General features: G+C 66.6%; 16 protein-coding genes and 1 tRNA gene. 8 read left to right on the forward strand and 9 right to left on the reverse strand.

Going from position 1 to position 18,388, the window contains the following annotated elements:
- The first annotated feature begins 123 nt into the window (after positions 1-123).
- The gene (locus tag AC5RV3_RS11920; RefSeq protein WP_494122307.1) at positions 124-1,026 is read left to right on the forward strand and encodes a LysR family transcriptional regulator; all 903 of its coding nucleotides are present in this window, start codon (positions 124-126) and stop codon (positions 1,024-1,026) included.
- A 35-nt stretch (positions 1,027-1,061) separates the two neighbouring features.
- Here AC5RV3_RS11920 and AC5RV3_RS11925 read toward each other — a convergent pair whose 3' ends face one another.
- Entirely contained in the window at positions 1,062-2,507 is a 1,446-nt protein-coding gene (locus AC5RV3_RS11925) for a glycosyltransferase family 2 protein (RefSeq protein ID WP_494122308.1), read from the reverse strand.
- A 281-nt stretch (positions 2,508-2,788) separates the two neighbouring features.
- Between AC5RV3_RS11925 and AC5RV3_RS11930 the strand changes: the two genes are divergently transcribed.
- A complete protein-coding gene (locus AC5RV3_RS11930; protein ID WP_494122309.1) occupies positions 2,789-4,069 on the forward strand; it encodes an MFS transporter in 1,281 nt (426 codons plus the stop codon).
- A 183-nt stretch (positions 4,070-4,252) separates the two neighbouring features.
- Here AC5RV3_RS11930 and AC5RV3_RS11935 read toward each other — a convergent pair whose 3' ends face one another.
- The 4 genes from AC5RV3_RS11935 to AC5RV3_RS11950 form a co-directional block, all read right to left on the reverse strand.
- Positions 4,253-4,651, reverse strand: coding sequence for an ectoine synthase (locus AC5RV3_RS11935; protein ID WP_494023912.1), 399 nt, complete (start codon positions 4,649-4,651; stop codon positions 4,253-4,255).
- A 95-nt stretch (positions 4,652-4,746) separates the two neighbouring features.
- Entirely contained in the window at positions 4,747-6,018 is a 1,272-nt protein-coding gene (gene ectB, locus AC5RV3_RS11940; RefSeq protein WP_494122310.1) for a diaminobutyrate--2-oxoglutarate transaminase, read from the reverse strand.
- 132 nt (positions 6,019-6,150) lie between these two features.
- A complete protein-coding gene (gene ectA, locus AC5RV3_RS11945) occupies positions 6,151-6,660 on the reverse strand; it encodes a diaminobutyrate acetyltransferase (protein WP_494122311.1) in 510 nt (169 codons plus the stop codon).
- 600 nt (positions 6,661-7,260) lie between these two features.
- Positions 7,261-7,333 (reverse strand) — tRNA-Lys (locus AC5RV3_RS11950).
- A 192-nt stretch (positions 7,334-7,525) separates the two neighbouring features.
- On the opposite strand from AC5RV3_RS11950, the gene AC5RV3_RS11955 reads away from it, so the two are divergent.
- The 3 genes from AC5RV3_RS11955 (at position 7,526) to AC5RV3_RS11965 (ending at position 10,245) form a co-directional block, all read left to right on the forward strand.
- Positions 7,526-8,173, forward strand: a complete 648-nt coding sequence (locus tag AC5RV3_RS11955; RefSeq protein WP_494122312.1) for a hypothetical protein — start codon at positions 7,526-7,528, stop codon at positions 8,171-8,173.
- 443 nt (positions 8,174-8,616) lie between these two features.
- Entirely contained in the window at positions 8,617-9,234 is a 618-nt protein-coding gene (locus AC5RV3_RS11960) for a nuclease PIN (RefSeq protein ID WP_494111014.1), read from the forward strand.
- Complete coding sequence (locus tag AC5RV3_RS11965) at positions 9,235-10,245, forward strand: inorganic phosphate transporter (protein WP_494111013.1); 1,011 nt, start codon at positions 9,235-9,237, stop codon at positions 10,243-10,245.
- 87 nt (positions 10,246-10,332) lie between these two features.
- Here the strand turns inward: AC5RV3_RS11965 and pstB are convergent, their stop codons facing one another.
- The 4 genes from pstB to pstS all read right to left on the reverse strand — a co-directional run bounded on the left by pstB (position 10,333) and on the right by pstS (position 14,442).
- Entirely contained in the window at positions 10,333-11,112 is a 780-nt protein-coding gene (pstB, locus tag AC5RV3_RS11970) for a phosphate ABC transporter ATP-binding protein PstB (protein ID WP_494111012.1), read from the reverse strand.
- A 26-nt stretch (positions 11,113-11,138) separates the two neighbouring features.
- Positions 11,139-12,254 carry a phosphate ABC transporter permease PstA gene (gene pstA, locus AC5RV3_RS11975; RefSeq protein ID WP_494122313.1) on the reverse strand — a complete coding sequence of 372 codons (1,116 nt, stop codon included), beginning with the start codon at positions 12,252-12,254 and terminating at the stop codon, positions 11,139-11,141.
- Positions 12,254-13,180 (reverse strand): phosphate ABC transporter permease subunit PstC, encoded by a 927-nt coding sequence (gene pstC, locus AC5RV3_RS11980; RefSeq protein ID WP_494122314.1) that lies wholly within the window; start codon positions 13,178-13,180, stop codon positions 12,254-12,256. The genes pstA and pstC overlap by 1 nt, the downstream gene beginning before the upstream one ends.
- A 149-nt stretch (positions 13,181-13,329) precedes the next feature.
- Positions 13,330-14,442: a phosphate ABC transporter substrate-binding protein PstS gene (gene pstS, locus AC5RV3_RS11985; protein ID WP_494122315.1), complete on the reverse strand. Its 1,113-nt coding sequence runs from the start codon at positions 14,440-14,442 to the stop codon at positions 13,330-13,332.
- 244 nt (positions 14,443-14,686) lie between these two features.
- Between pstS and AC5RV3_RS11990 the strand changes: the two genes are divergently transcribed.
- The 3 genes from AC5RV3_RS11990 (at position 14,687) to disA (ending at position 18,388) form a co-directional block, all read left to right on the forward strand.
- A complete protein-coding gene (locus tag AC5RV3_RS11990; protein ID WP_494122316.1) occupies positions 14,687-15,814 on the forward strand; it encodes an FUSC family protein in 1,128 nt (375 codons plus the stop codon).
- A 29-nt stretch (positions 15,815-15,843) separates the two neighbouring features.
- Positions 15,844-17,211 (forward strand): DNA repair protein RadA, encoded by a 1,368-nt coding sequence (radA, locus tag AC5RV3_RS11995; protein WP_493988479.1) that lies wholly within the window; start codon positions 15,844-15,846, stop codon positions 17,209-17,211.
- Between the two features lie 103 nt (positions 17,212-17,314).
- The gene (gene disA / locus AC5RV3_RS12000; protein ID WP_494111007.1) at positions 17,315-18,388 is read left to right on the forward strand and encodes a DNA integrity scanning diadenylate cyclase DisA; all 1,074 of its coding nucleotides are present in this window, start codon (positions 17,315-17,317) and stop codon (positions 18,386-18,388) included.

Below are 18,388 nucleotides of genomic sequence, written 5' to 3' on the forward strand. Positions count from 1 at the left end.
AGCATCTGTCCCTTCAACGTAATTGCAATGCTCATTCAGGACCAGTATGGGACTAGACTTCGTGAAGTAAAAGCGATCTTTTCCGACTGATAATCATTGGTTTTCTTGATGGATGGAGTTGCCGTGCTGGATGTTCGGAGACTGCGGCTGCTGCGCGAGGTCAAGGTCCGCGGAACATTGGCCGAGGTGGCCGCCGCGCTGAACCTGAGCCCGTCATCCGTTTCCCAGCAGTTGGCCTTGCTGGAAAAGGAGGCAGGGGTGGCGCTGCTGCGAAAAGCCGGACGCCGCGTGCAGCTCACGCCGCAGGCCGAGATCCTCGTGGGACACACAGAGTCACTGCTGTCCACCCTCGAGCAGGCCGAAACGGACTTGGCGGCGTCGCTGACCACAGTGACCGGAACCGTCCGGCTGGCCGTGTTTCAATCCGCGGCCCTGGCCCTGCTGCCGGAGGCCCTCACCGCCATGCGGCAGCGGCACCCGGATGTGCGGATCGAGATGGTCCAGCGCGAACCGGAGACCGCGCTGTACGAGACGTGGGCGCGAGACTTCGACCTGGTCGTGGCCGAACAATACCCCGGCCACGCGGCACCGCACCATCCGGAACTGGACCGCAAGAAACTGACCAGCGACGCCATCCGGCTCGCGGTACCGCCCTCCGCCTTGGCCGGAACCACCGTCGCCTCCGTCGACGACGCCCGGAGGCTGCCGTGGGTGATGGAGCCGCACGGCACAGCTTCCCGGCATTGGGCGGAGCAGGCGTGCCGCCAGGCCGGATTCGAGCCGGATGTGCGGTATGAAACGGCCGACCTGCAGGCGCAGATCCGGCTGATTGAATCAGGCAACGCGGTGGCGTTCATGCCGGATCTGGTGTGGACCGGCCGGGACACCACCTGCATGCTGCTGGACCTGCCGGGCCTTCCGCGGCGCACGGTCTTCACGTCAGTGCGCCACGGCTCTGCCAACCGGCCGGCCATCCTGGCGTTCCGGGAAGTTCTTGAGGCAACGGCCCGGGAGATTGCGGCCTGAGGTCCGGGCCCGGACGCCGCCCCCTGGGCCGCTAGCTAGCGGCGCTGGTCCAAGCTGAGGTTTCCATGCACTGTCGCGTAGGCGCGCAGGCCTCCGGAAATGAGCGGCAGCCCCTGCTCCGGTGCCAGGATCCTGCGGGCCGGACCGTCTATGCCGTCCAACCGGAGCTGCACGAACAGATCCACCAGCACCGGGCCCAGGCCAGCCAGCTCATTCCGAGGCAGTACGGCACGGTAGCCGCCACCGTCGCGCCTGACGTCAAAGCTGACCTCGGCATCGGTCCCGCGGGCGCGTGCCACCAGCCTGACCGATTCGTACTCTGCGGCCGGCTCGAACACCAGCCCCAATGACACCGACTCCCCGTCAAGCTGCGGCAGCAGGGCACGCGGAATCGTTTTGAGTGCTTCCTCGGTGGCCGCCAACTGCAACAGGCCTGCTGCATCCCGGGCCCGGATGAGCTGCGAGCGCTGCCGGTAGGGAAATGTCAGCTGTTCTTCCAGGCGTTCCGGAATGTGTTGGTCCGCGAAGGCAGCGTGGGCCGCCACCCACCGCTGCCGCGTGCCCGGGGACATGGACCGGTACCTGGCGGGCACGTAGAAGCGGAGAAGTTTGCGCCGGTACAGGTCCAGCACCAAAAGCTCGGCATGCTCGGGGTCCGGATGGTTCTCCTTGATGATCCGCGCGATTTCAGCGACTGATCCGGTGTACCCCTCCGGGATGGCGCGCTCGGAGCTAATGTTGGTTCCATCGTCGCGGGTGCGGATGAAGTAATAGTCGTAGTCGGCCGCGATCGCGTTCCTCCGGGAGGCCAGATAGCAGCGGGTGAGCATCATGCCGTCTTCCAGCCGGATTTTGCCTTCCGGGAAGCGGATGCCGTGTTTATCCAGCAGCTCGCGCCGGATCAGCTTTTGCGGTGAGAGCGTGCCCAGTATTCTGCGCACCGAAACGTCCGGCAGGGTCTCGGTGAAGAGCGAGGATTGCACGCGCCGGCCACCGATTCCGACCATGCGCGGGGCCAGCACGTCGACCTGGTGCTTGTCGGCAAACTCGACCATCCGGCGCAGCGCTTCGGACCCCAGCTTGTCGTCCGCATCGCAGAAGAAAACGTAGTCGGAACTGCTGGCAGCGATCCCCACGTTGCGGGGCTTTCCCGGCCAGCCGCTGTTCTGCTGGTGGATGACCCGCCAGTTCGGATGCCGCGCGGCGTACTCGTCCAGCAGCTTGCCTCCGCCGTCGGTGGAGCCGTCGTCCACGGCGATGACCTCGAAGAGCGCCGGGTCCATGTCCTGTGCAACCAGCGACTCCAGCAGTTCCCTCAGGTAGGGCAGCGCGTTGAACACCGGGATCACCACAGCCACCCGCGCGGTCTGCGCACTGGCCGTCGGCCCGGAGTCACTCTCGCGCACGCGAAACTGCCCGGCGCGCGCCGCGATCCTTTTCAGCTTGCGCCGTGCGCCTGCCAGCTTGTCCTTGATGGCCACTCGGTCCCCTTCGATCGGTAGCAGTTAATGCATTCTGCCACTGCAATCGAACTGAATGCCGGTGAGTAGCGAATTCGCGACGGGTTTCCACTGCGCTGCAACCATTGACCAAGAGCACCTTATACAGAGTTGGTGCCCATCTCCGTCCCGAGGATTGCCGGCTACCTGGTGCGCAGGCTTCTTGCTGGTGTGGGTCGGGCCGCGGGTAAAGTGCTGGCTGCCGGAAGCTGGGATCGGCGGGTCCTTGCCGAGCCCGGCGGCGGCGCTGGCAGACTGTTTAGATGACCCCCGAAGGCCGCGGCAAGGACGTCTTCCGGCTCCCCGGCTTCTTCGCGTGGTGGACCGCCGAGACAGTCTCCGAGTTCGGGGCGTATTTCACCACGGTGGTCCTGCAGGTACTGGTGGTCCTGTCGCTCGGCGGAACGGCGGTGGAAGTGGGCCTGGTTAACGCCGCGCGCTGGCTGCCGTACGCCGTGCTGGGCCTGCTGGTCGGGGCGCTGATGGAACGGGGCCGACGTCGCCCGGTACTCATCGGCACGGATCTGGGCCGCGGGCTGCTGCTGGGCCTCATTCCGCTGCTCTGGTTGCTGGACCGTCTGGAGCTGCCGGTCCTGATCGCCTTCGTGGCCGGCTTCGGCGTACTGTCGCTGCTCAATGATTCTGCATCGCAATCGTTCCTGCCGCGGTTGGTTCCGCAACATGCACTGCTCCCGGCCAATGCGCGGCTGGACCAGAGCGCGTCCGTGGCCCAGGCATCGGGACCGGCCGTGGCCGGCGGACTGGTCGGTCTGCTGGGACCGCCGCTGGCGGTTTTGGTGAACTCGATGACTTATCTCTACTCGGCAGTTGTGGTTGGTCTGTTGAAGACTCCGGAACCGGCCCCACCCGCCACCACTGGCAGGCAGAGCCTGCGGGCCGACATCGCCGAAGGGCTGCGCTTTACCTACCGGCATCGGATGCTCGGGCCGCTGACCCTTTCAACACACGGCTGGTTCCTTGCCAACAGCGTGCTAGTGACCGTCTTCGTTCCCTATGCGCTGCTCGGCCTGGGCCTCGGCCCCTTCGAATTCGGTGCGGTGCTGGCCTGCGCCGGAGTAGGCGCCTTGATTGGTGCGTCATTCTCCAGCCGGTGGGGCCTGTCTTGGGGAGCCGGCCGCGTGGTGATCGTCTGCCGGGCTTCGATGGCTGTCTCCTGGGCGATCATCGCTATGGCCTCATCCATGGACGGCACCGGCCAGGCAATCTTCATCGTCGCCGTCGGACAGTTGCTGTGTGGCCTCGCCATGGGTGCCGAGAACGCAAACGAGATGGGCTACCGGCAGGCCGTCACACCGGACCGGCTCCAAGCGCGAATGAACACGACCACACGGTCCATGAACCGCGCGATGATCGTTATTGGGGCGCCGCTGGGAGGCTTGGCCGCCGATGCGTGGGGCTACCCGCCGATCCTCTGGGTGGCGGCTGCCTGCTTTGTGCTGGTGGCGGCAGGACTGGCGGCGTCCGACTTTCTCCACGCTCGCCACGGCGATCTCCCGGACGATCTCCCGCAACTGGCGGGCTAGCACCAGGCTTCACGGCAACACCTTGGTCATGCAAAAGCATGGGCCCGCCTTCCGCAGGATGCCCTGCGGAAGGCGGGCCACCGCCGTCGTCATCTGCCGTCAGTTCAGTGACGGCATTCCGTAGCTACCGGCCGGCCGGGGTGAATTGCCGGGCGCCGACGGAGTCCTGGCGCGGCTGCGGAGTCAGTTGGCCGGCTCGGCCTCGATGAGCGGGTAGACGCCGTTCTCGTCGTGGACTTCGCGGCCGGTGACGGGCGGGTTGAACACGCAGGCCATGCGCAGCTCGGTGGTGGCGCGGACCGTGTGCTTCTCGTGCCCGTCCAGCAGGTACATGGTTCCGTCCCGCAGGTCGTGGACTTCGCCGGTGACCTCGTTGGTCAGTGTGCCCTCGCCCTGGACGCAGTAGACGGCCTCGATGTGGTTGGCGTAGTGGAACGTGGAGGTGGTGCCCGCGTAGATCACCGTGTCGTGGAACGAAAAGCCCACGCCCTCCCCTGCCAGCACCATGCGGCGGCTTCGCCAGGTCTCGGACTTTACGTCGCGGTCGGTGTCATTCAGGTCGTTCAGGTTGGTAACAAGCATCGGTACTCCTCAGGTGGGGTCGGGAAGTTTCGTTGACGGTGTGCAGGGGCGGCTTGGCCACACGGTGCTGCGGGCGCCTGGGTGCGGCCGGCGCCCTAGAGGGCTCCGACCAGCTCCGGCACAGCGGTCACCGCGCGGGTCGCGTCGACCAGGATGTCCAGGCCGCGGTCCAGTTCGGCTGCGCTGATGGTCAGGGCCGGCATCAGCTTCACCACTTCGCCCTCCGGGCCGGACGTTTCCACCAGCAGGCCGTTTTCGTAGGCCACCGCGGCAATCTTCCCGGCGGTCTCGTCATCCGGGAATTTGACCCCGGCCAGCAGGCCGCGGCCGCGCACGCTGGCGCCCTCCACGAGGCCGGCGATCCGCTCCAGGCCCTCGTGCAGCTGCACGGCCCGGGCCTGGATTTGTTTCTGGAACTCGCCGGTCCGCCAGTAGGTCTCCAGCGCCGCCGTGGCCGTCACGAATGCCGGGTTGTGCCCGCGGAAGGTGCCGTTGTGCTCGCCGGCGCCCCAGACGTCCAGCTCGGGACGGAACAGCGTCAGCGCCATCGGCAGGCCGTAGCCGGAGATGGACTTGGAGAGGCAGACGATGTCCGGGGTGATGCCGGCTTCCTCAAAGCTGAAAAACGTTCCGGTGCGGCCGCAGCCGGCCTGCACATCGTCGACGATCAGCAGGATTCCGTGCTTCTTGCAAAGGTCGGCCAGGCCGCGCAGCCAGCCGGCCCGGGCGGCATTGAGGCCGCCTTCGCCCTGCACAGTCTCCACGATGATGGCCGCCGGCTTGTCCACGCCTGAGCCGCTGTCTTCGAGCACCCGCTCCAGCCACAGGAAATCGGTGGTTTCGCCGGAGAAGTAGTCGTCGTAGGGGATCTTGGAGCTGTTGGTCAGCGGAATGCCCGCGCCCTGGCGCTTCATCGAGTTTCCGGTCACCGACAGCGAACCCAGCGTCATGCCGTGGAACGCGTTGGTGAAGGAGAGGATGTGCTGCCGGCCCGTCACCTTGCGGGCCAGCTTCAGTGCGGCCTCAACCGTGTTGGTGCCGGTGGGGCCGGGAAACATGACCTTGTAGTCGAGGTTTCGAGGCTCGAGGATGACCTCCTGGAAGGTTTCCAGGAACGTGCGCTTGGCGGGGGTCTTCATGTCCAGCGAGTGCACGACGGCGCCGCTGGCCAGATACTCCAGCAGCGGCTGCAGCAGCTTCGGGTTGTTGTGGCCGTAGTTGAGCGCACCGGCGCCGGCGAAGAAATCCAGGTAGGTGGTCCCGTCCTCGGCGGTCAGGGTGCTGCCCTCGCCGTGGGTGAACACGGCGGGCCAGCTGCGGCAGTAGCCGCGGACCTCGGACTCAAGGGTCTCGAAAATGTCAGTCATGGAATACGCTTCCTTGCTCAGTGCGGCAGCGGGCGGCCCGGGTTGGGGGCAGCGCCGCAGCAGCCGCAGGTCGATTCATGCGGATGTGCGTTGGTGGAGGTCGTGCTTGGCCGGCGGCGGATGCCGGCAGGATTAATTGAGCGGGCCGATCCGGAACAGGTACTCGGTGTCGTGCCCGTCCGGGTAGAGCTCTTCGGTGAAGAGTGGTTCGCGTTCCATTGGCGCCTCGCGGCGCGACGCGAAGCCGGCGAACAGCCGGACGGAGGCCTCATTGTCCGCTGTGATGGTGGTTTCCACCCGCTCGGCCAGGACTTGTCCGGCCAGGCGGTCAAGCATGTCCGCCGCGAGCCTGCGGCCGCGGAATCGCCGGTCCACGGCCACCTGCCACACCATCAAAGTGCCTGGTTCATCGGGGCGCATGTAACCGGTGATGAAACCGGCCGGCTCGCCGTCCACTGTGGCGATGATCGACGTCTCGGCGAAGTCGCGGGTCCACAGCAGGTAGGAGTAGGACGAGTTCAGGTCCAAGACCTGGGAATCCTTGGCCATGCGCCACAGGGACTGCCCGTCGTTCAGGGTTGGTTTACGGAAGCTTGCTTCGATCCTCGGTCTGGTCTGGGTTTCTGCTAGTTCTTCAACCATCCCCTCAAACGTAACGAGATCAGAGCCGTTATCAACCTGACTTTTCTCGACTTGACAAGAATTGCAACGTTTTCACCGCGCATGCCGCCCCGGCCCCCTTCCGCCGCATCCCTTGTGCCAGTTGCCCTTCGGCGGAACAACGACGGCGGTGCCCGGGCGCGTTCTCATCGTTACCATTTCGTGACATTTGCCATGTGACGGCCGGCCAAAACTGTGGCACCAGCCGCCCAGAAGCGCGCAGAAGGCCGTTATCCGCGCCTCGGCACGAGACCGCGGCCGGGCTAGCTCCACGCCGTGCGGGAAGCCCCGGAGGCCCTCGGCGCACCGACTGGAGGCCCCCGACCCGGTCATTCGAGCAGGCTGCGGGCATTGAGGCGCCGGGGAAGAAGCCCCGTCGTGCCGTTGTCCATGTTTTGGAGCGCCTGTAGGTATAAGCGCAGGTCAGGCGCTTGTGGATAGCCAAGACATGGACAGATTGGCCTGAACGTGGACAGGTTTGCGTGACCGTGGGCCGCTGAGTCAGCCTGGAGCCCGTAAGCCGGGACGCCATGAAAAAAGCGGCTCCGACCGGCAACCAACCAGTCGAAGCCGCTTTCGCGGTGGGCCCTGCGGGGATCGAACCCGCGACCCGCGGATTAAAAGTCCGATGCTCTACCAACTGAGCTAAAGGCCCGCCAGCCGGTCCGCTCTGCTCCAGGTAGAACCCAGGCGAGGTCGGATTTGGCCGGTTCCCAGTTTATCGCACCCACCACCGCGCACCCGAATCCACCGCGCGTGTCCGCCTTGCTGGCTCCCCCGGAACGTCCCGAGGTCGGGCGGCGACACCTCTCTGTACCGGCGTTGGAGGCGGGAGTAAGGTCGAGGCATGAGCCCGAACAACGGAAACAATGTCCCCCGGCCGCATAAGCCGAAGCCTTTTGCCCCGTTGGATTTTGAGGACTTCGCCGGCGGCGCCGACCCGGCACGTGTCTCCGAGGCCGCCCACCTCGCGGCCCAGGCCTTGGTGCACCGCGGGCGCGGCTCCGATGATCCCGAAGTGACCGAGAGGCTGGTCAAGCTGGCAGATCAACAGGGGCTCGAGGCCATTGCCGAAATGTGGTCCGAAAGTCCTGCCCGCTCCCTGCCCGGCGCGCTCTGGCGGCTCTACGCCCTGCGCGCCGCGGCCCAAGCCCACCCGGACAAGCTGGCAGCCTATTTCAAGGCCGGGACGGCATCGGCAGAAGTGTCCAAGGTCATCGCCGGCGTGGCTGAACCGCCCGGCGCCGACGAGGTCCGCACCATGGCCGACACTATCCTCTCCGGTGCCTTCGATGGTGATTTCGACGTGGCCCTTGACCGGTCGGCGGCCTTTTGCCGGATCGTCGCGCTGGGCCAGACCCATCACGCCGACTCTGCCGAGTCCGCCAACGAGAACCATGCCACCAAGCTGACGCTCAATTCGCACCGGCTCGTGAAGACCGCAGAGGATCTGGAAGCGGCCGCGGTCGCCTGGCGGCGCGGCGAGCTCGACTAGCTGCCGTCGCTGGCACCTCACGGCCTGACCGCCGTCGCTGGCGGCGCGGCGGCTCAACTGGTGCCGGTGCGGCATCTCGGGCCCTACCGCCGACGGCCCGACCGCCGTCGCCCTGGCGCCCGCAGCGTTGCCGCGGGACCAGCAGGATCGTCCGGAGAGGCCCCGCCCGGAACGACGCGCGCGTGTACCACAGATATCTTCTGCTGACACGTTTTTCCACGGTTTCTCGGGGCTGTTGACATCCGCTGTGAGGCGTAGAAAACTGAAGGTGGTGTCGAACTGTGGCAGCCCCGGGCTCCAACTCTTAGCCGCCTCGAGCGGCCTTCCGCCGAGAGGCGCTCCCAGTTCGGCACCATTAATTTTTGTTCGCGAAGAGGCGCTAATCTAGGCACGGCGGATGCTTCCCTTCCGCCGTACGGACCAGTGAGAAAACCGCCGGTGACATGAAGCTAAGCCTCTTCCCCCAGGACACCAAGAGCCTCGAACTGCTCGCCCAGACAGCAGCCGAGCTGATGGCGGGAGTCAAGACCCTCTCGGAGATTCTCGGGGCGCCTGCGGACGACTACGACAAGCTCTCCGAAGAACTGCACGACCGCGACGCCAACGTCTCCCGGCTGCGCTTCGCGCTGCTGACCACGCTGCGTACCAGCTTCGTCAATCCGCTCCCCCGCGAGGACATGTTCCAGCTTTCGCTGCATTTGGTGCACACCTTTGAACACCTCGACGGCGCCGCGGAACTGATCGCGCTCAACCGGGTCAAGCGCCTGTCTGCCCGGGCCTCTGAGCAGCTGGAGGTCATCGGGCGGATGTCGGAGATGACCCGGGACGCCATGCCGCGGCTGAACTCTCTGGAGGACCTCGACGAGTACTGCATCGAGATGGTCCGGCTGGCCAAACGGGCCGAACGCACCCACCGGGTGTGGGTCTCGGAGCTTTTGTCGGAACACAAGGGCGCCACGCTCGCCCGGCACCGCGACGTGGCCGACCAGCTGATAGCCGCCACCAAGACACTGCGCCAGGCTTCCCACCACGTAGGCCAGATCCTGGTCAAGGAATCGTAGGTGGAGCTGTTCCTCTTGGTGCTGGTGGTCGCTTTCGCCGGCTGTTTTGCCTTCATCAACGGCTTCCATGATGTCTCCAACGCCGTGGCCACCTCGGTGCGCACCCGCGCGCTCACCCCGGGTGTCGCCGTCGTGCTCGCGTCCGTCTGCAACCTGGCCGGTGCGCTGATCTCCAGCACCCTGGCCCTGGTGATCAGTACCGGATGGATCGGCCTCCCCGAAGGCCGCTCCGGGCTGGGCATCCTGTTGGCCGGGCTGCTGAGCGCCTGCGCCTGGGGAGTGTTCACGTGGTGGCAGCGGATGCCGTCGTCGTCCACGCATGCGCTGCTCGGCGGCCTGATCGGGGCGGGGGCGGCGTCCACCCTGTTGGGCGGCGAGAACATCAGCGCCACGGAAAACCCGATCTGGGGCCAGCTGATCCTGCCGCTGTTGCTCTCACCCTTGGTGGCGTTCGTGCTCTCCTACCTGGCGATCGTCCCGCTGACGTGGCTGGCCCGGTACCGGACACCGCGCGAGGTCGGCCGGACCACCAGGCTGGCCCAGGCGGTCTTTGCCGGTACCTTCTCGCTGGGCCACGGCCTGCAGGACGGGCAGCGCACCATGGCCGTGGTGCTGCTGGGACTGGCCGCGGCCGGCTATGCCTCCGGCGACCGGATGCCGCTGTGGGTGCAGCTGTTCGCGGCGGTTCTGCTGGCCGTGGGCGCGCTCTTCGGCGGCTGGCGGATCTCGCACACGCTCGGGTCGCGGCTGGTGCGGATTGATCCCCTGCACGGCGCCACCGCGCAAGGCGTCAGCTCCGCCATGCTGTTCGTCGGGGCCATCGGGCTGCACATGCCGCTCTCCAGCACGCACACCATGACGGCGGCCATCCTGGGCGCCGGGTCCACGCAGCGGATGCACGCGGTGCGCTGGCGGGTGGCCAGCCGCGTGCTGGCCACCTGGGTGCTGACCCTGCTGGCAACCTCGCTCGTCGGGGCCATCTTGCTGCTGGCCCTGGATCCGATGCTCTAGCCCGGGCCGGCGGCCTTCTTAAACACCGACGGCGATGCCTCCCGCCCGCAGGGGGTGGCACCGCCGTCGTCCTGGCTGCGGGACGGGTTACCCGAAGCGGCCGGAGACGTAGTCTTCCGTGGCCTTCTGCGTGGGGTTGCTGAAGATGGTCGGGGTATCGCCGTATTCGATCAGCTTGCCCGGCTTGCCGGTGCCGGCGATGTTGAAGAACGCCGTCTTGTCCGACACGCGCGCCGCCTGCTGCATGTTGTGGGTCACGATGACCACGGTGTACTCCGTCTTGAGTTCCTCGATCAGGTCCTCGATGGCCAGCGTGGAGATGGGGTCCAGCGCCGAGCAGGGCTCGTCCATCAGGATCACCTGCGGGGACACCGCGATGGCGCGGGCGATGCACAGGCGCTGCTGCTGGCCGCCGGAGAGGCCGGAGCCGGGCTTGTTCAGCCGGTCCTTGACCTCGTTCCACAGGTTGGCACCGGTCAGCGACTTCTCCACCAGCGCGTCCGCGTCCGACTTGGAAATGCGCTTGTCGTTCAGCTTGACCCCGGCCAGCACGTTGTCGCGGATGGACATGGTGGGGAACGGGTTGGGGCGCTGGAAGACCATGCCGATCTGGCTGCGCACGGTCACCGGGTCCACGCCCTGGCCGTAGAGGTTGTCCCCGTCGAGCAGGACTTCGCCCTCCACCCGGGCGCCGGGCAGCACTTCGTGCATCCGGTTGAGCGTGCGCAGGAAGGTGGACTTGCCGCAGCCGGAGGGGCCGATGAAAGCTGTCACGGACTTGGCGTCGATGTTGATGTTGACGCCTTCCACCGCCCGGAAGTTGCCGTAGTAGACGTTCAGGTCCTTGACGTCAATGCGTTTGGACATGGGGGTTCCTTCTCTTTGGTTCTGGCTCAGCGGCCGGTCTTGGGGGCGAAGATGCGGGCGATCAGCCGGGCAATCAGGTTCAGCAGCATCACGAAGACGATCAGGATCAGCGCAGCGGCCCAGGCACGCTGCACGCTGGGGTCCACGTTGGTGGGCGAGGTCGGGTTCATCAGCTGCCGGTAAATAAACGTGGGCAGGGTGGTCATCCAGCCGCCGAACACGTTCCAGTTGATGCTGTTCACGAAGCCCGCGGTGACCAAAAGCGGGGCTGTCTCGCCGATGATGCGGGCGATGGCCAAGGTGACGCCGGAGGCGATGCCGGAAATCGCCGTCGGCACCACTACCTTCAGGATGGTGCGCCATTTGCGCACGCCCAGCGCGTAGGACGCTTCGCGGAGCTCATTCGGGACGATCTTGAGCATTTCCTCGGTGGAGCGGACCACCACCGGGATCATCAGCACGGAGAGGGCGACGGCGGCCACGAAGCCGGTGCGGGTGCTCGGGCCGAAAATCAGCCCGAACAGCGCGGCAGCGAACAGGCCCGCCACGATCGACGGGATGCCGGTCATGACGTCCACGAAGAAGGTGATTCCGCGCGAGAGCGGGCCGCCCTTGCTGTATTCGACCAGATAGACCGCTGTGAGCAGGCCGATCGGCACCGAAATGATGGTGGCCCAGAGGGTGATCAGCAGGGTGCCGACGATGCCGTGGTAGGCGCCGCCGAGCACGTCGGTGCCGTTGGCGGTCGTCTCGTTGTCGATCATGCCGGTCATGCCGTTCATCGACGTGAAGACCAGGTTGTAGTTCAGCCCGGCGACGCCGTTCTGCAGCACGGTCCAGATCACCGAGATCAGCGGCACGACCGCGATGATGAATGCCGCGAAGACCAGGTTGGTCGCAAACCGGTCCTTGGCTTTGCGCGCCCCCTCCACCGAGAGCGTCACCACGTAGCCGGCAATCACGAAGATCACCGCTGAGAACAAGGCCCAGGAGACCACGCCGAAACCGATCAGCGACGAGAGTGCGGCGCCCAGGATGAGCGAGCCGCCGGCAACGGCCCAGATGGCCCAGCCGGGCATCTGGTTCTTGGTGAGCGTATTGCGCTTGGCCGGGGCGGGGGTTTCAGTGAGCAGTTTGGACATCAGTTGGCTCCCGAGAATTCCTTGTGCCGGCTGATGATCCAGCGGGCGATCATGTTCACGGCCAGGGTAATGACGAACAGCACCAGGCCGGCGGCGATCAGTTCGGACAACCGGAGCCCGTACGCCTCTGGGAAGTTCAGGGCAATCTCGGCGGCGATCGTCTGGTTGCCCGACTTGATCAGGCTGGCGATGAGCCCGCCGCCGGAGAGCACCATGGCCACCGCCATCGTCTCACCGAGCGCGCGTCCCAGGCCCAGCATCACCGCGCTGACAATTCCGGGCCGGGCGAACGGGAAGACAGCCATCTTGATCATTTCCCACCGGGTGGCCCCCATGGCCAGGGCCGCTTCCTCATGGAGCTTGGGGGCCTGCAGGAAGATCTCGCGGCTGAGCGATGTGATGATCGGCAAAATCATCACGGACAGCACGATTCCGGCCGTCAGCATGGTCTTGCCGGTCTGGCTGGCGGGGCCTTCGAAGATCGGGATCCAGCCGGCGTTTTCCGCCAGCCAGGTGTAGGGACCGACCAGCGCGGGTGCCAGCACCGTCATGCCCCAGGCTCCGTAAACCACCGAGGGGATGGCGGCCAGGAGGTCCACCACATAGCCGAGGCCCTGGGAGAGCCGCCGCGGTGCGTAGTGGGAGATGAAGAGCGCGACGCCCACGCCCACCGGGGTCGCCAGCAGCAGGGCAATCGCCGCGGCGATCAGCGTACCGATGACGATGGGCCAGATGTAGCCCCAGAAGCCGTTTCCGCCGGAAATTTCGGCGGGGTCTGCCCCGAACGTCGGCAGGGCCTGCCACAGCAGGAACGCCGCCACGCAGAACAGCACGAAGAGGATCAGGCACCCCGCGGCAAGCGCGAGGCCGGAAAAGACCTTGTCGCCGGCGCGGCCCGGGCCGGTCTCGGTCAATGTTTGGGACACTTCATAACCCTTCGGGTTCTGTACTTCGTCTAGCTGTTCTGCCAGTCTTGCGGCTTCGTTCCGTCGGGGCAATCTCACCCCGGCCGGAACACGGCTGCGCCCCGCGCGTCAAACTGCGACGGCGCGGGGCCAACCGGACTTCGTGAGGGCTACGACTTCACCGAGATGGAGTCGATAGCCGTCTTGGCCTGCTCGCGCAGGGTCTCGGAGATCGGCGCGTTGCCGGCCGAGTCCTGCGCGGCCTGCTGTCCTTCTTCGCTGATCACGTAGTTGCCGAAGGCCTTCACCAGGTCCACGGTGTTCTGATCAGCATATGTCGAGCAGTAGATGTGGTAGGAAACCAGCACGATCGGGTAGGCGCCGGATTCGGTGGTGTCGCGCTCGAGGTCCAAAGACATGTCCACGTCGCCGCGGCCCTCAACCGGGGTGGCAGCCTCCACGGCCTTGGAAGCGGCCTCCGGGCTCAGTTCGACGTATTCCTCGCCGACCTTGACCTTCACGGTGCCCAGACCACCGACGGCCGAAGCGTCGGCGTAGGTGATGGCCCCGTTGGTCGCGGTGGTGGCGGAAACCACACCGGAGGTACCCTGTGCGTTCTCGGCCTGGAGCTTGGCCGGCCACTCGCCGGAGACTTCATCGGTCCAGACGTCGCCGGCTGCGGCAGCCAGGTACTCCACGAAGTTCTCGGTGGTGCCGGACTCGTCGGAGCGGTGGACCACGGTGATGGGGGTGTCGGGCAGCTCCACGCCCTCGTTCTGCGAAGCGATGGCTTCGTCGTTCCACTTGGCGATTTCACCGCGGAAGACCTTGGCGATGGTCTCGGCGTCCATGTTGATGTTGTCCACGCCTTCAAGGTTGAAGGCAACGGCGATCGGGGAGACGTAGCCGGGGATGTGCATGGCGCCGTCGGGGCCGCAGACCTCCTTGGCCTGCTCCCATTCTTCCTCGTCCATGTAGGCGTCCGAGCCGGCGAACTGTACGCCGCCGGCCAGGAAGGCGTCGCGGCCGGCACCCGAGCCGTCCGGCGAGTACTGCACGCTGGCCTCGGGGTTCTGCGCGCCGAAGCCGGCAATCCAGGCCTGCATGGCGGAATCCTGCGAGGAAGCGCCCGCGCCGGAGAGCGTGCCCGAGACGGTTGCTGCCGTCTCGGTGCTGCCGGCAGCGGCCTGGCTGCCGGTGGCGTTGTCGGAGCCACAGGCGGTCAGCGCCAGCGTTGCAACGGAGAGGACGGCGGCCGCGCGGCCAATGCGATGTGCCTTCACGTGTATGGTCCCTTTCAGGGTGAGAACGGATCAGGACGACCGGACGTATTTCCGCCCTGGCGTCGTGCTCCTTCGAGGCTATGGGCGCCACGTAAAGAATGTGCACGGTGAAAGTGAACGCAAGGTGAACAAGACCGGACAATTCGCTAACCGGCCGCGTGAGGGTCTTGCCTTTGTGAGCGCACTCATACTATGGACCGCCGCCGTGCCGGGGGGCCGGACTGGCCCCGCCTAGACTGGGAGTATGAGCGCAGGCACCCGGTTGGCACAGGCCCGGTCGTTCCTGCGCAAACGCGGGCGGGCCGGCTTCAGCCGCAGCAAGTCTTCGGTCATGCCAGCGGTGCGGATCACCTTCTGCGCGGTAGCCGCTTATGCGGTGGCCGAGCAGGTCCTGGGCCACGAAGGCCCGCTGTTCGCCGCCACCTCGGCCATCATTGCGCTCGGCTTCTCCAACGGACCCCGGGTGCGCAAAGTGCTCGAAGTCGCCATCGGCTGCACGCTGGGCATAGCGGTGGGCGATCTGCTGCTGCACTTCCTCGGGCCGGGCATCTGGCAGGCGGCCCTGGTGCTGCTGGTTTCCATCCTCTTGGCCAGGTTCCTGGACAGCGGCACCATCTTCACCACCCAGATGGCGCTGCAGTCCGTGCTGGTGGTGCTGCTGCCCGCCCCGGACGGGGGGCCGTTCACCCGCAGCCTCGACGCCGTCATCGGCGGCTCCTTCGCGATGATCGTGACCATGTTGATTCCCGGCGATCCGCGCTCCGAACCGCGTTCCAAGCTGCAGACGCTGCTGGATGAGCTCGCCTCCGTACTGCGCGAGTGTTCCGTTGCCCTCGCCCACAGCGACTCCACCAAGGCCTGGCACGCCCTGGTCCGGGCGCGGGCCAGCCAAAACCTGATCGACGACGTCCGCGGCAGCTTCAGCTCGGCCCGCGAAGTCGCCCGGATCTCACCGGCCCACCGGCGCCACCGGGACGAAGTGGGGGACCTGCAGGATGCTGCGGAAATGGCGGATTTGGCCATGCGCAACAGCCGGGTCTTCTCTCGGCGCCTGACGTCCGTGATCAACCATGCAGCCATGTCCGATGAGGCCATCGCATGCTTTTCCGAGGTGCTTCAGGAGACCGCCGACGCCGTCGAGATTCTCGCTGCCGGGCTTTCCGACCGGGACCCGGGCGCCCGCGAACGCCGGCTCTCCGGAGCCCGAAACGATTTGGCCGAGATTGCCACGCGGCTGCACCCGAAGACCCTCGGCGTTGTCACCATGGAGGGCGAGGGCCTGATCCTGGTCTTCCGGCCGCTCATGGTTGACCTGCTCAAGGCCGCCGGGCTCAGCCGGGACGACGCCACGTCCTACCTTCCCAGACTCTGATTGTCCGCCGCCCCGGTTACTGTGGGTCCATGAGCACCAAGACCCGGTCCAAAGCCCCTGCCTACCGCTGCGCCGAGTGCGGCTGGAGCACGGCTAAGTGGGTGGGCCGGTGCGGCGAGTGCCAGGCGTGGGGAACGGTTGAAGAGGCCACCCAGGTGGTGGCGCGCACCACGGCCGCGGCCGCCGTCTCCCGGCCCGCGGAACGAATCGCCGACGTCGATGCCACCACCGCGGCGTTCCGGGCCACCGGTGTGGGCGAACTCGACCGGGTGCTCGGCGGCGGGCTGGTCCCGGGCGCGGTCATCCTGCTGGCCGGCGAGCCGGGCATCGGCAAGTCCACCCTGCTGCTGGATGTTGCCGCGCGGGTGGCCCGGCTGGACCGCGACGTGTTGTACGTCACCGGCGAAGAGTCGGCGGCCCAGGTGAAGTTGCGGGCCGAGCGGATTTCCGCGGTGGCGGACAACCTTTACCTGACCGCCGAGACAGACCTCGGCATAGCGCTGGGGCATGTGGAGCAGCTGGAGCCGGCGCTGCTGATCGTCGACTCGGTCCAGACGCTCAGCAGCAGCGCGGTGGAGGGCGCCGCCGGCGGGGTGACGCAGGTGCGTGAGGTCGCGGCCTCGCTGATCAACGCCGCCAAGCGCAAGGGCATGACCACCATCCTGGTGGGGCACGTGACCAAGGACGGCTCGATCGCCGGGCCGCGCCTGCTGGAGCATCTCGTGGACGTGGTTTGCCAGTTCGACGGCGACCGACATTCGCGCCTGCGGCTGGTGCGAGCGGTCAAGAACCGCTACGGTCCGACCGACGAGGTGGGTTGCTTCGACCTGACCGAGGGCGGCATCGAAGGACTGACCGACCCGAGCGGCCTGTTCGTGTCCCGGACCAAGGACCCGGTCTCCGGCACCTGCATCACCGTGACGCTGGAGGGCCGGCGGCCGCTGGTGGCCGAGGTGCAGGCGTTGCTGGCCGAGACCTCCAACGCGCAGCCGCGACGTGCCACGAGCGGGCTGGATTCTTCGCGTGTGGCGATGATGATGGCCGTGCTGCAGCGCCGCGCCTCGATGTCGCTGCACAAGGACGACAGCTACGTGGCGACGGTGGGCGGGGTCCGGCTCAGCGAACCCGCCACGGATCTGGCCACCGTGCTGGCCATCGCCTCGGCCAAAACCAATCAGCCGCTCCCGGCGCAGTTAATCGCCTTCGGTGAAGTGGGCCTGGCCGGCGAAGTGCGGCCGGTGCCGGGAATCGGGCGGCGAATCCAAGAGGCCGAACGGCTCGGGTTCACGCACGCGATCGTGCCGGCTTCTCCCGACGGCGCAGGCCAGGTGCCGGCTGGCTTCACCGTCAAGGAAGTACATACCGTCTCCGAAGCGCTGTCCACGCTGTTCCGCTAAGCGCCCGGAGGGGAATAGCCCTGGTCCGGCCTTATCATGGAGCCTGGGGCCGTCCGGACGACGGCCTCGTCCCCATGCCCGCCGGCCCTAAGGAAACTCCCCCATGGTCAAGAGCCCCGAGGACGCCCTTAAGGCGACCCTGGCCCGTGTAGCTCCGGGAACCCAGCTGCGCGACGGGTTGGAACGGATTCTCCGCGGGCGCACCGGCGCCCTCATCGTGCTCGGATACGACCAGCAGGTGGAAAACATCAGCAGCGGCGGCTTCGATATCGGGATTGATTTCTCCCCCACCCGGCTGCGCGAACTGGCGAAGATGGACGGTGCCATCGTCTGCGACAAGGACGCCGCGAACATCGTCAAGGCTGCCGTGCAGCTGGTCCCGGACCCGTCGATTCCCACACAGGAGTCCGGCACCCGCCACCGCACCGCCGAACGGGTCGCCATCCAGACCGGGCTGCCGGTCATTTCGGTCAGCCAGTCGATGCAGATCATCGCGTTGTATGTGGAAGGCATCCGACACGTGCTGGAGGGCTCCGAACCGGTGCTCGCCCGCGCCAACCAGGCGCTGGCGACGCTGGAGCGCTACCGCGCCCGGCTGGACCAGGTCACCAGCTCCTTGTCCGCGCTGGAAATCGAAGCCATGGTCACCGTGCGGGACGTAGCGGTGACCCTGCAGCGGCAGGAAATGGTCCGCCGCATCTCCGACGAAATCTCCCAGTACGTACTGGAACTCGGCGTGGACGGGCGCCTGCTCTCGCTCCAGCTGGACGAACTGACCTCCGGGCTCGGTCCGGACAGCGAGATGATCCTGCGCGACTACGCGGACATCAAGGGTGGCATCGACGTCGACGCCGCCCTCCAGACGCTGCGCGGTTTCACCTCGAACGATTTGATCGACTTGGGCCGCGTCGCCAGCGTGATCGGCATCCAGGTGGGGCAGGATTCCCTCGACGCCGTGGTTCAGCCGCGCGGTTACCGGCTGCTGGCCGCAGTCAAATCGGTGCCGCGGGCGGTAGCGGACCGGTTGGTCGATCACTTCGGCGGCCTCCAGTCGCTGATGGCGGCCAACATCGATGACCTGATGGCCGTGGACGGCATCGGCGAACAGCGGGCCCGCGTGATCCGTGAAGGCCTCTCCCGCATCGCCGAGACCAGCCTCCTGGACCGGTTCCTCTGA

This window comes from Arthrobacter sp. Y3221114, assembly GCF_059092625.1.

Bases quoted from the DNA above. Each gene is read 5' to 3' on its own strand.
- AC5RV3_RS11930 (WP_494122309.1), top strand. From the start codon at position 2,789: ATGACCCCCGAAGGCCGCGGCAAGGACGTCTTCCGGCTCCCCGGCTTC.
- AC5RV3_RS11935 (WP_494023912.1), bottom strand. From the start codon at position 4,651: ATGCTTGTTACCAACCTGAACGACCTGAATGACACCGACCGCGACGTA.
- ectB (WP_494122310.1), bottom strand. From the start codon at position 6,018: ATGACTGACATTTTCGAGACCCTTGAGTCCGAGGTCCGCGGCTACTGC.
- ectA (WP_494122311.1), bottom strand. From the start codon at position 6,660: ATGGTTGAAGAACTAGCAGAAACCCAGACCAGACCGAGGATCGAAGCA.
- AC5RV3_RS11955 (WP_494122312.1), top strand. From the start codon at position 7,526: ATGAGCCCGAACAACGGAAACAATGTCCCCCGGCCGCATAAGCCGAAG.
- AC5RV3_RS11960 (WP_494111014.1), top strand. From the start codon at position 8,617: ATGAAGCTAAGCCTCTTCCCCCAGGACACCAAGAGCCTCGAACTGCTC.
- pstB (WP_494111012.1), bottom strand. From the start codon at position 11,112: ATGTCCAAACGCATTGACGTCAAGGACCTGAACGTCTACTACGGCAAC.
- pstA (WP_494122313.1), bottom strand. From the start codon at position 12,254: ATGTCCAAACTGCTCACTGAAACCCCCGCCCCGGCCAAGCGCAATACG.
- AC5RV3_RS11990 (WP_494122316.1), top strand. From the start codon at position 14,687: ATGAGCGCAGGCACCCGGTTGGCACAGGCCCGGTCGTTCCTGCGCAAA.
- radA (WP_493988479.1), top strand. From the start codon at position 15,844: ATGAGCACCAAGACCCGGTCCAAAGCCCCTGCCTACCGCTGCGCCGAG.
- disA (WP_494111007.1), top strand. From the start codon at position 17,315: ATGGTCAAGAGCCCCGAGGACGCCCTTAAGGCGACCCTGGCCCGTGTA.